Source organism: Oryzifoliimicrobium ureilyticum, assembly GCF_037199735.1.
Taxonomy (GTDB): domain Bacteria; phylum Pseudomonadota; class Alphaproteobacteria; order Rhizobiales; family Rhizobiaceae; genus Rhizobium; species Rhizobium ureilyticus.
In genome coordinates, this window is the sequence record NZ_JBBBVQ010000003.1 from 279,123 (window position 1) to 292,225 (window position 13,103).

12 protein-coding genes are annotated in these 13,103 nt (G+C 55.7%); 9 read left to right on the top strand and 3 right to left on the bottom strand.

Translation table 11 applies throughout. From position 1 onward, the window contains the following. Positions 1 to 4 precede the first annotated feature (4 nt). The 3 genes from VQ830_RS06980 to VQ830_RS06990 all read right to left on the bottom strand — a co-directional run bounded on the left by VQ830_RS06980 (position 5) and on the right by VQ830_RS06990 (position 3,213). Entirely contained in the window at positions 5 to 949 is a 945-nt protein-coding gene (locus VQ830_RS06980) for a carbohydrate ABC transporter permease (protein ID WP_337267363.1), read from the bottom strand. Further along, a complete protein-coding gene (locus VQ830_RS06985; RefSeq protein ID WP_337267364.1) occupies positions 942 to 1,844 on the bottom strand; it encodes a carbohydrate ABC transporter permease in 903 nt (300 codons plus the stop codon). The genes VQ830_RS06980 and VQ830_RS06985 overlap by 8 nt, the downstream gene beginning before the upstream one ends. 130 nt (positions 1,845 to 1,974) lie before the next feature. Next, positions 1,975 to 3,213 (bottom strand): ABC transporter substrate-binding protein, encoded by a 1,239-nt coding sequence (locus tag VQ830_RS06990; protein ID WP_337267365.1) that lies wholly within the window; start codon positions 3,211 to 3,213, stop codon positions 1,975 to 1,977. Between the two features lie 404 nt (positions 3,214 to 3,617). Here VQ830_RS06990 and VQ830_RS06995 point away from each other — a divergent pair, with 404 nt between their 5' ends. The 9 genes from VQ830_RS06995 to VQ830_RS07035 all read left to right on the top strand — a co-directional run bounded on the left by VQ830_RS06995 (position 3,618) and on the right by VQ830_RS07035 (position 13,098). Further along, positions 3,618 to 4,661, top strand: a complete 1,044-nt coding sequence (locus tag VQ830_RS06995) for a LacI family transcriptional regulator (protein WP_337267366.1) — start codon at positions 3,618 to 3,620, stop codon at positions 4,659 to 4,661. Between the two features lie 108 nt (positions 4,662 to 4,769). Next, positions 4,770 to 5,357: an ANTAR domain-containing response regulator gene (locus tag VQ830_RS07000; protein ID WP_337267367.1), complete on the top strand. Its 588-nt coding sequence runs from the start codon at positions 4,770 to 4,772 to the stop codon at positions 5,355 to 5,357. Between the two features lie 40 nt (positions 5,358 to 5,397). After that, positions 5,398 to 6,663 carry a CmpA/NrtA family ABC transporter substrate-binding protein gene (locus tag VQ830_RS07005; RefSeq protein WP_337267368.1) on the top strand — a complete coding sequence of 422 codons (1,266 nt, stop codon included), beginning with the start codon at positions 5,398 to 5,400 and terminating at the stop codon, positions 6,661 to 6,663. 104 nt (positions 6,664 to 6,767) lie between these two features. Beyond that, positions 6,768 to 8,030, top strand: coding sequence for an FAD-dependent oxidoreductase (locus VQ830_RS07010; RefSeq protein ID WP_337267407.1), 1,263 nt, complete (start codon positions 6,768 to 6,770; stop codon positions 8,028 to 8,030). 320 nt (positions 8,031 to 8,350) lie between these two features. Further along, the gene (kdpF, locus tag VQ830_RS07015) at positions 8,351 to 8,440 is read left to right on the top strand and encodes a K(+)-transporting ATPase subunit F (protein ID WP_337267369.1); all 90 of its coding nucleotides are present in this window, start codon (positions 8,351 to 8,353) and stop codon (positions 8,438 to 8,440) included. Between the two features lie 41 nt (positions 8,441 to 8,481). After that, positions 8,482 to 10,185, top strand: coding sequence for a potassium-transporting ATPase subunit KdpA (kdpA, locus tag VQ830_RS07020; protein ID WP_337267370.1), 1,704 nt, complete (start codon positions 8,482 to 8,484; stop codon positions 10,183 to 10,185). A gap of 19 nt (positions 10,186 to 10,204) precedes the next feature. Continuing rightward, a complete protein-coding gene (locus VQ830_RS07025) occupies positions 10,205 to 10,357 on the top strand; it encodes a hypothetical protein (RefSeq protein WP_337267371.1) in 153 nt (50 codons plus the stop codon). Positions 10,358 to 10,396: 39 nt separating this feature from the next. Beyond that, entirely contained in the window at positions 10,397 to 12,484 is a 2,088-nt protein-coding gene (gene kdpB, locus VQ830_RS07030; protein WP_337267372.1) for a potassium-transporting ATPase subunit KdpB, read from the top strand. 11 nt (positions 12,485 to 12,495) lie between these two features. Beyond that, positions 12,496 to 13,098 (top strand): K(+)-transporting ATPase subunit C, encoded by a 603-nt coding sequence (locus VQ830_RS07035; RefSeq protein ID WP_337267373.1) that lies wholly within the window; start codon positions 12,496 to 12,498, stop codon positions 13,096 to 13,098. Positions 13,099 to 13,103: the final 5 nt, after the last annotated feature.

Sequence of the window (13,103 nt, forward strand, 5' to 3'; positions counted from 1 at the left end):
ATGGTCAACCCTTTACCGCACCGGCAGCGATGCCGCGAACGAACAGCCTGCCGGAAATGAAATAGACAAATAGAGGGACCGCACCTGTCAGAAGAGTAGCGGCCATATTTACATTGTACTCTTTGACGCCCTGCACCGAGTTGACGATATTATTGAGCTGTACCGTCATCGGGTAAGTGTCAGGCCGTGTGAAGACCACGCCAAAGAGAAAGTCGTTCCAGATCCCGGTAACCTGAAGGATCATCGCGACCACGAAAATCGGCAGCGACATCGGCATCATGATCCGCAGAAAAATGCCCCAGAAGCCTGCACCGTCGATGCGCGCCGCCTTGAACAATTCCTGCGGCAGCGAGACGAAGTAGTTGCGGAACAGCAAGGTCAGGATCGGCATTCCGAAGATGGTGTGCACGAGCACCAATCCGGTGAGCGACCCATAGATACCCATTTGGCGCAGGATGATCACGATCGGATAAATCATCACCTGATAGGGTATAAAGGCACCCACGATCAGGATTGAGAAGAAAAGTTCAGACCCTTTGAAGCGCCAGTTTGCGAGCGCGTACCCAGTTACCGAGGCCACGGAAATCGACACGACAACCGAAGGCACCAGAATCCGTACGGAATTCCAGAACCCGCGGGACAACCCATCGCAGTTCAGTCCCGTGCAGGCGCTCGCCCAGGCTTTCGCCCATGGTTCAAAGGTGATTTCCATCGGCGGCGAGAAGATATTTCCCAACCTGATCTCAGGCATCCCTTTCAAAGACGTCACGATCATGACGTAGAGCGGGAGAAGATAGTAGGCAGCGGCAATGAAAAGTGTGCCGTAAAGCATGATGTTGCGGGACGACAGCCTGCGGCGCGGCTTTCGCCCGCGCGGTCCGTCGCCAAGCCGGTTGGAGACGGCATCTGCACTTGCAGCGGCCGCATTTAAGGAAGCTACATTAGCCACGTTTGCGCCCTCCAAATTCGAGATACGCCCAAGGAACGATGATGATCGCCACTGTGATCAGCATCATGGTGGAGGCAGCGAAGCCTTGACCTAAATTTTGGGCCTGGAACATGTAGTCATAGACATATTTAGCGGGCACTTCCGATGCGATGCCGGGACCGCCGCTGGTCTGAGCGACGACGAGGTCATAGACTTTGACAATACCGCTAGCGATGAGAACAAGCGTCGTGATGAGCACTGGCCGCATCATCGGAATAATGATGAGCAGGTACGTCTTCCAGGTCGGGATGCCGTCGACGCGCGCAGCTTTCCAAATATCCTCATCAATGCCGCGCAAACCTGCCAGCATCAGGCACATAACAAGCCCTGTCCCCTGCCATAGGGCCGCGATCAGGATCCCATAGATAACGATGTTGGAGTCATAGAGCGGATTGAACGTAAAGCTGGCCCATCCCAAAGAGCGGACGACGGACTGGAAGCCGAAATCTGGATTGAGAAGCCATTGCCAGACAAGGCCCGTTACGATGAAAGACAAAGCGAAAGGGTAAAGAAAGATCGTTCGAAAGACGTTCTCGAAGCGGATCTTCTGATCCATCAAAGCCGCGAGAAGGAAACCAATCACGAAGCTGAAGATCAGCGACAGGATGCCGTAAATTGCGAGGTTTTGGATTGAGACGACCCAACGCTGGGCAGCCCATAGACGTTCATACTGGTCGAAGCCAACAAACGTCAAACGCGGCAACAGCTTCGAATTGGTAAAGGAATAGACGACCGTCCAAATCGTGCCTCCCAAGAAAATCCCGACCGCAACCAGAATCATCGGGATCGAGGCAATTTTGGCATCGAGATTGCGAAAATACGGATTAGGTCTTTTGGCGGATTTGTCGCTGCTCATGACGAGAGATACTCCTCGCTCGGAAACGGGACCGCCGGACGAAAAGGGGCGTATCGCCCGGCGGTTCCAATCAGGATCGCAAGACACGATCCGATAGGTTTTTCTTTGCGGAATGCGTTGCGAAGCAGGCTTATTCGCCAGCCGAAACAATTTCGGCGAAGCGTTTCTGGGCCGCATCTGGCGTCATTGCATCGCTTGCGAAAAACTCGGAGAACAGATCTTCAAGCTGCTTCTGCGTATCAGGCGATACAAGCTGGTCACCGCTTGTCAGCACGTTCTCGGGCTTGGCAAGAATGGCGAGGCCTTTTTTCATGCAGTCATTGGCCGTCCCCATGTCGATGTCGCCTCGCACGGGAAGCGAGCCCTTCTTCAGGTTGAAGGCAACCTGTGTTTTCGGATCGAGAATGACGGAAGCAAGCTGCTCCTGAGCCTTCGACTTGGCTTCATCTTTCAGGAGCGGAAAGTAAAACGCATCCCCGCCTGTGGTAAGAAGTTCGTTCAGGCCAAGGCCGGGCAAGCAGCTATATTCTTTGCCTGCGGTCTGGCCGGCAAGCTGAAATTCGCCTTGCGCCCAGTCACCCATGATCTGCGCCCCAGCCTTGCCCGTGATGACGAGGTTGGTCGCTTGGTTCCAGTCCTGGACGTTCGTTCCGCGGGACAGGCGGCGAGCGTCAGCCGTGGCCGCAAAGACTTTGCCCAGTTCAGGCCCTTCGAGAACTGTCTTATCCTTGTCGACATAGACCTTGTTGTAAACGTCCTTACCGGCAATCGAGGTCAGCAAGACGTCAAACATACCACGTGCCTGCCACGCCTGACCGCCAAGGGCCAATGGCAATATCCCGGCCTTTCGCAAAGCAGGTTCTGCGGCAACGAACTCGTTCCAGTTTTTCGGCGCCGGGATACCCGCCTTCTGGAAAGCTTGGTTCGATACCCACATCCACTGCCAGGAATGGATATTCACGGGAACGCAATAGATTTTCCCGTCAATGGTGCAAGAATCCAGCAAGCTGCTTGGACGGACGATCTCTTTCCATTTTTCCTTCGCGGCAAGATCAGTGAAGTCGCGCATCAAGCCCGCTTGCACCAACTCCTCGGCCTGGCGTCCGTGATTGAACTGCGTCGCACCCATCGGATCGCCGCCGGTGATCCGGCTGATCATTATCGGACGAGCCGTACCACCCGAACCGGCGATAGCGCCGTCGACCCACTTGTTACCCGTCGCATCAAAAGCCTTGGCGAGCTCCTTAACTGCAGCAGCTTCACCACCCGAGGTCCACCAATGCGTTACCTCAAGATCCGCAGCGGACGCCGCCACCGCATAGGTCATAACTCCTGCCGCCAGTACTGCTGACATAGCACGCATATTCATGGATTTCCTCCCCACTGAAACGTTGCCGTAAAACGTTAGGACAAAGCGTCGCCCTCGGCAATGCTACTTTAGCAAAATTCTTTTATTCTATCGCAAAAATCAATTTTTGGTTGCTGTTCGCTTCCACGGCGTGCGATGCATCATCTGCGAACAGACTTGCTTTTACTCAATATATTCAAGCCTTTTCAGGGCATTAATTGCCCTTTCATTGTTGTGAATACCGATATTAAATATTGCAGCGCGAAAATCACCTCACAACAACAACACCCTCTATGCGAGTATCAGGGGGGATGGACAAATTAACTGTAACGTTTCAGATTGTTTTTCTTTTGGCTGAAGAAGGTCAATGATCTTTGCGTCAAACGCTTATGGCGGTTAGGATTGGGAAGCAGGCCACCGGTACAATGGACGAGAAGAGCATCACTCCAAATCACCCCTCCAAGAGCCAAGAGCGCCCAACGTTGAAAACGATCGCCTTTATGACGGGCCTCGGTATCACAACCGTTTCAAGGGCTTTGAAAGACGCTCCCGATATCGGCGCGGACACCAAAGAACGGGTGCGGCTCGTGGCGCGCCAACTTGGCTATCAGCCGAACAGGGCTGGCGTGCGCCTTCGCACTGGAAAAACCAACGTGATAGCACTCGTTCTCAGCATCGAAGAAGAACTCATGGGCTTCACCAGCCAGATGGTGTTCGGGATTTCCGAGGTGCTGGCCGGGACCCAATATCACCTTGTTCTCACACCACATTCGCATCAGAGAGATCCGATGATGCCGGTCCGCTATATCCTCGATACGGGCTCCGCAGACGGGATCATCATTTCGCGCGTTGCACCGGAAGACCAGCGCGTCGCTTTGCTGACGGAGCGGGGCTTCCCATTTGCCACGCATGGTCGCACAGACATGGGCATCATGCATGCATTCCACGATTTCGATAATGAGAGCTATGTCTATCAGGCTGTCCGCAAGCTGATTGCGAGAGGCCGAACACGCATTGCGCTTCTTCCTCCGCCCTCCAATCTTTCCTACTACCATCACAGCAGGATCGGGTTTGAACGCGCATTAGCCGAGACGGGTGCCAGCGAGGTCCCGGTCGGCCGTGTAACCAGCGAAAGCTCCCTTGGTATGATCAAGGAATTCGCAGAGAATCTGATGCGCAATCATGCGCCACCAGATGGGATCGTTTCCATCAGCGGCAGCGCAACCGTTGCGCTCATCGCAGGAACGGAAGCGGCGGGTAAGGTTCTCGGGAAAGAGTTCGATCTGGTGTCGAAGCAATCCGCAGATTTCCTGAATTGGATTCGTCCGGAGATTCTGACGGTCAATGAAGACGTGCGCCATGCCGGACGGGAACTTGCAAAGGCGATCATCGCGCGGATCGATGGTGTCGCGCCAGACCTTCTTCAAAGCATCAGTCATCCAACCTGGGCTTCCGCCGCACCTGTATGACAAGCACCGTTCCCCACAGGAACGCGTGCATTCCTTTATTCCTGCTGTGGCGACAGCCATTAGGTATCGCGGCTTGCGAATCCCGATGGCTTCCTTCATCAATATCATATGCCGCCTGCCGACCTCACCATTCTTGTCATTGATGAAAATGCGATCCGCGCCTCGATCATCGAAGATGGGTTGCGTGAGGCAGGACATCATCGCGTCACGGTTATCCATGAGGTTCATGGCGTGGCGCGGATTATCGAAACGCAGGCTCCCGATGTTATCGTCATCGATATCGAAAATCCCAACAGGGACATGATGGAACATCTCTTCCAGCTGACCCGAACCGTGCGCCGGCCCATTGCGATGTTTGTCGATCGTTCCGATACTGCCTCCATCGAGGCTGCCGTTGAAGCTGGTGTTTCTGCCTATGTGGTCGACGGGCTGAAGAAAGAGCGGGTCAAGCCTATCCTTGATATGGCTGTCAGTCGCTTCAATGCCTTCAGCCGACTTCAGCGTGAACTTGCCGATGCAAAATCGGCGCTTGAAGAGCGCAAGATTGTTGAACGCGCCAAAGGAATTTTAATGCGAATGCGTGGCCTCTCCGAAGAAGATGCCTATGCTCTGCTTCGGCAAACCGCCATGAATGAGAAAAAGAAAATCTCTGAGATCGCTCAGAGCGTGGTGACCGCGGCGGGGCTCTTGATGTGAGCAGAACGTCGAGCCACAGCAAAAAGAAGCAGATGTGCCCATGACAGAGAATGCCGACGAAAGGCAAGACTTATCAGCGCCACCTCAGGTGGCATCTGAACGTCAGCGTGTGCTTCGCACCGGCTTTATTCCGCTCGTTGATGCAGCAGTCCTGATTGCCGCCGAAGAATTCGGATTTGCCGCCAAGGAAGGCTTGAGCCTTGAGCTGGTCAAAGACGTCTCCTGGGCCAATGTAAGGGACAGGCTTGCATTCAGGCAGTTCGATATTGCTCATATGCTATCGCCGATGCCCGTCGCGGCGATGCTGGGCCTTGGCTCAAACCCTTCGCCTACAATTACGCCGTTTTCGCTCGGCAGGGGCGGAAACGCCATCACGCTGTCGACCTCACTCTTTGAGCAGATGTGTGAAATCGGAGGCATTTCGGAAACATCGAGCGCGCTTGAAAATGCGCTTGCGCTTGCCAAGGTGCTGAAAAATAGGCGCCATAAGAGTGAACCGCCCCCGACTTTCGGGATGACCTATCCATTTTCCTCGCACAATTATGAGTTCCGTTATTGGCTTGCAGCGGGCGGCATCGACCCGGATCGGGAGGTTCGCCTTGTTGTCGTGCCGCCGCCAATGACATCGGATGCGCTTGCTGCAGGCGCCATAGACGGTTTCTGCGTCGGGGCGCCATGGAACATGATCGCCTCTGAACGCGGCGTCGGGCGAATTGTCGCCGCAAAGCAGGATATATGGCCATCCGCGCCTGAGAAGGTGATTGCCATGAGGCCGGAATGGGCCGATGGCCATCGTGATGTTGTCGGACGCCTGCTGGTGGCGCTGGATGCGGCAGCGTCATGGTGCGACATTGCAGAAAACCGCAAGGAACTCGCACAAGCCCTCTCCGATCCACGGTTTATAGCGGCACCCGCCGATCTGTTGGAGCATGTCCTTGCGGGAGAGTTTAGCCTTGATCACAAGGGTAACAAGCGCATCATCAATGGCTATTTCGAATTCAATCACAAGGCGGCCAACTATCCGCGTCCGAGCCAAGCCTTATGGATTTATAGCCAGATGATCCGCTGGGGCCAAACAGAGCTCAGCGCCCCGCTGGCCGAAGCTGCTGCGCGCGCCTACAGACCTGACATTTATCGAGACGCACTCGGAAAAGGTCCCGAGGACGGGGATCTTCGCACCGAGGGGGATCGCGATGATGATCGTTTCATGGACGGCCATATCTTCGATCCTGCGCATATTGGCGAATATGTCGCAAAATTCGCAGTCAGCGGTTTCGACACGCCTATCCTGCGCGATGATATCTGAAAGCCGGCCTTGACCAGCGAACTTTTGTCGGGTCCACGAGCGACCCGGCCGCCCCGTACGAGACGGCGGAAAAGACGAGGAAACGGATGGACGTAGATCGCGTGATGACTGAAACCGATCGCCGGCTGCCAGCCGCGTCAGGATCGGATGGCATTGAAACAGCTTGCGCTATCGTCGGCGCGGGTCCGGCGGGACTTATGCTTGGCCTGCTCTTGGCGCGGACGGGTGTGAACGTCACTATTCTTGAACGTCATGCCGATTTCCTCCGAGACTTCCGCGGCGATACGATACATCCATCGACCCTCGACATTATCGATGAATTGGATTTGCTGGAGGACTTGCTGAAACTGCCGCATACGCAAGCGCCCCGTCTGCACGCCGAAATTGGTGGCCGCGACGTAACGATTGCCGATTTTTCGCGACTGCCGACCAAATGCCGCTTCATCGCCTTTATGCCGCAGTGGGATTTTCTCGATTTTCTTGCCCGCCAGGCCAGGGAGCTACCGAATTTCAAGCTTCTGATGAGTACCGAGGTCATCGACCTCGTTAAGACGGGTGATCGCGTCACAGGTCTCAAGGCAAGAACTCCCCACGGAGAACTGATGATCCGCACGCCTCTTGTTGTCGGTGCAGATGGACGCCATTCCGTCATCCGCGACAAAGCGGAACTGGAAGTCGAAAGTTTTGGCAGCCCGAGCGACGTTTTGTGGATGAAGCTTACGCACCAGCCTGACGATCCGCCCTACACCATGGGCCATGGCGGCCCGCGCCAGGGTTTCGTCATAGTGGATCGTGGCGACTACTGGCAATGCGGATATGTCGTTCGCAAGGGAAGCTTTGCGGAGTTGAAGGAGCAAGGCCTAGACGCCTTTCGATCCGCTGTTGCAGCCGTTTCGCCGCTTCCACCGGATAGGGTTCAGGAAATTCGTTCCTGGGACGACATCTACCTTCTGAGCATTCGGATCGACCGTCTAAAACGATGGTGGAAGCCCGGCGTACTTTGCATCGGCGATGCAGCCCACGCGATGTCGCCGATTGGCGGCGTCGGGGTCAATCTTGCCATTCAGGATGCCGTCGCTGCGGCCAATATTCTTGCACCCGTCCTTGGAGGAAGCGAACCACTCGAACCCTATCTTGCGACTGTGGAAAAGCGCCGGCTCTTTCCAACAAAGGCGACGCAGAAAATTCAATTGATGATGCGCCGCAAACGCAAGCAGGGAGATCAGAAAAGAACTCGACAGGGTCCGCCCCGGTTCATGCTGACTATAGCGCGCTGGCCGATACTCTCGCATCTATCAGGCCGATTGATCGGCCTCGGTTTTAGGAGCGAGCATCTCCAAGCGCATTTACGTCCGAAGAAGCCATAGCCGTTGATCGAACTGACGCCGCTATGGCGCGTGCTGCGGTTCGACGCGGATCCCGTTCCTATGGAATTTTTATATTTCTATCTCCACCCACATCTCGAACCTATATGCATTAGCGCCGCATAATGCACACCGAGAGCCAAGTCAGGTCTCTCGGGTTAGAGATGGCAAGCCTTCCCCAAGCAATGCTTTGCCTTTCCGACTCCCAAAAATTTAACGGAGTCACTTTGATGACGGACATTATTTTCGTGGGTGCGGCGGTGGCGTTCTTCGTCGTCTGCTTCGCCTATACCAGCGCATGCGACCGGCTTTAGGAGGCTACTTTGATCTTCGACTACGTCCTAAGCGGTTTTGTCACGGTCATGCTCACCGTCTACCTGATCTACGCGCTCATTCGACCAGAACGTTTTTGACCCTGGCGCTTTAAAAGCTGCCGGAACCGAAAGTTTCCACCATGACAACAAACGGATGGCTACAAATCCTGCTCTTTTGCGGGATTGTCATTTTGCTCGTGAAACCGCTCGGCGCGTATATGACACGCGTTTTTGCTGGCGAGCGCACATTTCTTTCCCCGGTCCTGGCTCCCCTGGAGCGAGGGCTTTATGCAATTGCGGGAACCAGCGAGCGGGAAGATCAGCACTGGACGGCATATACGTTTTCCATGCTGATGTTCAATCTGCTGGGCGTTATCGCACTTTACGCGCTGATGCGCCTGCAGGCGTTCCTGCCATTCAATCCGGCCGGCATGTCGGCGGTTCCACCTGATCTTTCGTTCAATACGGCGGTCAGCTTCGTCAGCAATACCAACTGGCAGAATTATGGTGGCGAAAGCACCATGTCGTATCTGACCCAGATGGCAGGCTTCACAGTGCAGAACTTCCTGTCGGCCGCTACCGGCATGGCGATTGCAATGGGCTTAATCCGTGCGTTTTCTCGCGCCTCCGGAAAGGCAATCGGCAACTTCTGGGTCGATATGACGAGGGCCACACTCTACATACTTTTGCCGATCTGCATCGTTCTGACCCTCGTTTATGTTTGGCTGGGCGTCCCGCAAACACTCGGACCCTATGTCGACGCAACGACCCTTGAAGGGGCCAAGCAAACAATCGCTATCGGTCCCGTCGCCTCACAGCTGGCGATCAAGATGCTGGGAACGAATGGCGGCGGTTTCTTCAATGCAAACTCTGCCCATCCATTCGAGAACCCAGATAATATCTCGAACCTGATCCAGATGGTGTCAATCTTTGCGATCGGTGCTGCCTTTACCAACGTTTTCGGCCGGATGGTGGGTAACCAGAAACAAGGTTGGGCAATCCTTGCGTCGATGGGCGTGCTCTTCATTGCTGGTGTCGCCGTGACATACTGGGCAGAAGCTGCCGGCAATCCTCTTCTGCATGCCTTCGGCCTTCAGGGCGGCAACATGGAGGGTAAGGAAGCGCGGTTTGGCATTGCCATGTCCTCGCTCTTTGCGGTGATTACCACAGCCGCCTCATGCGGTGCGGTGAACGCAATGCATGGCTCATTCACTGCGCTTGGTGGCCTAATCCCGCTCATCAACATGCAGTTGGGCGAAGTCATTGTCGGCGGCGTCGGCGCAGGTTTCTACGGCATCATCCTTTTCATCGTTGTCGCTGTCTTCGTGGCCGGCCTGATGGTTGGACGTACGCCTGAATATCTCGGCAAAAAGATCGAGGCGAAAGAGATGAAAATGGCTGTTCTTGCCATTCTGTGCCTCCCGCTCGCCATGCTCGTCTTCGTCGCGATTTCGAGCGTCATGCCGTCGGCCGTCGCTTCGGTCGGTACTGCTGGTCCGCACGGCTTTTCCGAAATACTCTACGCCTTCACGTCGGCGGCAGCCAACAATGGTTCAGCCTTTGGTGGTCTGTCAGGCAATACGCCCTGGTATAACGTGACGCTCGGTATTGGCATGCTCGTAGGTCGCTTCCTGGTCATCATTCCGGCGCTCGCGATTGCTGGATCACTTGTGACGAAGAAGACGGTACCGGCCTCCGCAGGAACCTTCCCAACGGATGGCCCGCTTTTCGTCGGACTTTTGGTCGGAACGATCGTGATCGTCGGCGGTCTCACCTTCTTCCCGGCTCTGGCGCTCGGCCCGATCGTCGAGCACCTGATGGCCATTGCTGGTCAGACCTTCTGATTGGGAACGGATGCTAGACATGACGATCCGTCAAGCACTCCGCCGCCAATCGCTCCTTGCCTCGTCCCCACGAGGCAAGGAGCCAAGAGCCTGGTGCGCGTCCAATATCATCCTCGCAATGATGCTCGGCTGCTCGGCTGTTGCCATCGCTATCGAAATCCTACGCGGCTGACCGCATTCCGGTCGCCCTCCGTTTAAGCTGGAGTCTCTTATGAGCCAGGCAAAATCAGCGAGCATTCTCGACGCTCGCATTCTCGTTCCGGCCATTGGCGCGGCATTCAAGAAATTGAACCCGCGTACATTGTCCAAAAACCCGGTCATGTTCGTCGTTGCAACAGTCTCGACTCTGACCACGATCCTCTTTTTCCGTGACCTTGTCACGGGTGGAAGCAATCTTGGCTTTTCGTTCCAGATCAATCTGTGGCTCTGGTTCACGGTTCTTTTCGCCAACTTTGCCGAGGCCGTGGCCGAGGGGCGCGGTAAGGCGCAAGCGGATTCGCTGCGCAAAGCCCGGACGGAAACACAAGCCAAGCTTCTGTCGGCAGATGGCGGCCGTGACTACAAGATGGTCGCTGGTACCAGCCTCAAGGTCGGCGATGTCGTTCTCGTTGAAGCAGGTGACATCATTCCTTCTGACGGCGAAGTCATCGAAGGCGTCGCATCCGTCAACGAAGCCGCTATCACAGGCGAGTCCGCTCCTGTCATTCGTGAGTCGGGCGGTGACCGTTCTGCCGTCACCGGTGGCACGCAAGTGCTTTCCGACTGGATCCGGGTTCGCATCACGGCTGCTGCTGGTTCGACATTCCTTGACCGCATGATTTCGCTGGTGGAAGGCGCAGAGCGGCAAAAGACCCCCAACGAGATTGCCCTCAACATCCTGCTTGCAGGTATGACGCTGATCTTCGTTCTTGCGACGGCAACAATCCCGAGCTTTGCTGCCTATGCAGGGGGATCGATTTCGATCATCGTGCTGGTTGCTCTCTTCGTAACGCTGATCCCAACGACGATCGGCGCTCTTCTGTCCGCTATCGGCATTGCTGGCATGGACCGCCTTGTTCGCTTCAACGTTCTAGCAATGTCCGGCCGCGCCGTGGAAGCAGCTGGTGACGTCGACACCTTGCTCCTCGATAAAACCGGGACCATTACTCTCGGCAACCGTCAGGCAACGGAGTTTCGTCCGGTTCGCGGCGTTACAGCTCAGGAACTTGCCGATGCTGCCCAGCTTGCATCGCTCGCTGACGAAACACCTGAAGGCCGCTCGATTGTCGTTCTTGCCAAGGAAAAGTACGGCATCCGGGCGCGTGACATGCAAACGCTCCACGCGACCTTCATTCCCTTCACTGCTCAAACTCGCATGAGTGGCGTCGACGTTGAAGGCTCCAAAATCAGAAAAGGCGCCGTTGAAGCAGTTCTCACTTATGTTTCCTCTGGCACTCCCGAAGTGGTTGGTAATACAGCCATTGCTGCACGCTCCGATTCCGAAACGGTCCGCGAACTCAACGGCTATGCCGAGGAGATCGCCAAGGCAGGCGGCACGCCTCTGGCTGTCGCTCGAGATGGCAAGCTGCTCGGTGTCATTCAACTCAAGGACATCGTAAAGGGTGGCATTCGCGAGCGCTTTGCCGAGCTGCGGCGGATGGGTATTCGCACCGTCATGATAACGGGCGACAACCCGATGACTGCTGCCGCAATTGCAGCGGAAGCCGGTGTTGACGATTTCCTGGCTCAGGCAACGCCTGAAAACAAACTGGGCCTCATCCGTGAAGAGCAGGCCAAGGGCAAGCTTGTGGCAATGTGCGGCGACGGCACCAATGACGCCCCCGCATTGGCACAGGCCGACGTCGGCGTTGCTATGAACACGGGCACAGTGGCAGCCCGCGAAGCCGGTAACATGGTCGATCTCGACTCCGACCCGACAAAGCTGATCGAGATCGTGGAAATCGGCAAACAGCTGCTGATGACGCGCGGCGCTTTGACAACCTTCTCAATCGCGAACGACATCGCGAAATACTTTGCCATCATTCCTGCGATGTTCCTCAGCTTCTATCCGCAACTTGGCGTCATGAACGTCATGCGGCTTGCAACACCGCAGAGCGCCATCCTGTCGGCAATTATCTTCAATGCCCTCATCATCATTGCTCTGATCCCACTGTCATTGAAGGGTGTCCGCTACCGCCCGATCGGCGCAGGCGCGCTGCTGTCGCGTAACCTTCTCATTTATGGCCTGGGCGGCGTCATCGTTCCGTTCATCGGCATCAAGGCGATCGATATTGCGATCACCGCGCTCGGTCTGGCCTAAGGAATAAAGTCATGTTGAAACAACTTCGTCCTGCCCTCGTCATGATCCTCGCTACCACGGCCTTGACGGGCCTTCTCTATCCGCTCGGCATGACCGGGCTTGCGCAAGCCATCATGCCCTACAAGGCAAATGGCAGCATGATCGAAAAGGATGGCAAGGTCATCGGATCAAGCCTTATCGGCCAAAGCTTTACGAGCGATCGTTATTTCCACGGCAGACCGTCTGCGACCACGACGGCCGATCCGAACGACCCGACAAAATCGATCCCTCAACCATACAACGCATCGAACTCCATGGGTTCGAATGCGGGTCCGACAAACAAGTCGCTGATTGAACGGATCAAATCGGATTACGATGCAGCTAAGGCCAGCAATCCAAACACCGAGGTGCCTGCCGACCTCGTGACGGCTTCGGGCAGCGGGCTAGATCCGGACATCACGCCGGAGGCAGCCTACTTCCAGGTCCAGCGTGTCGCGAAAGCGCGCGGTATGGACGAGACGGCGGTCAAGGCGCTTGTCGATGCCCACATCGAACAGCGGGAACTTGGCGTGCTCGGCGAACCCGTCGTCAATGTCCTCCAGCTTAACATCGCTCTTGACGGAGCACATCCGTAACCGTC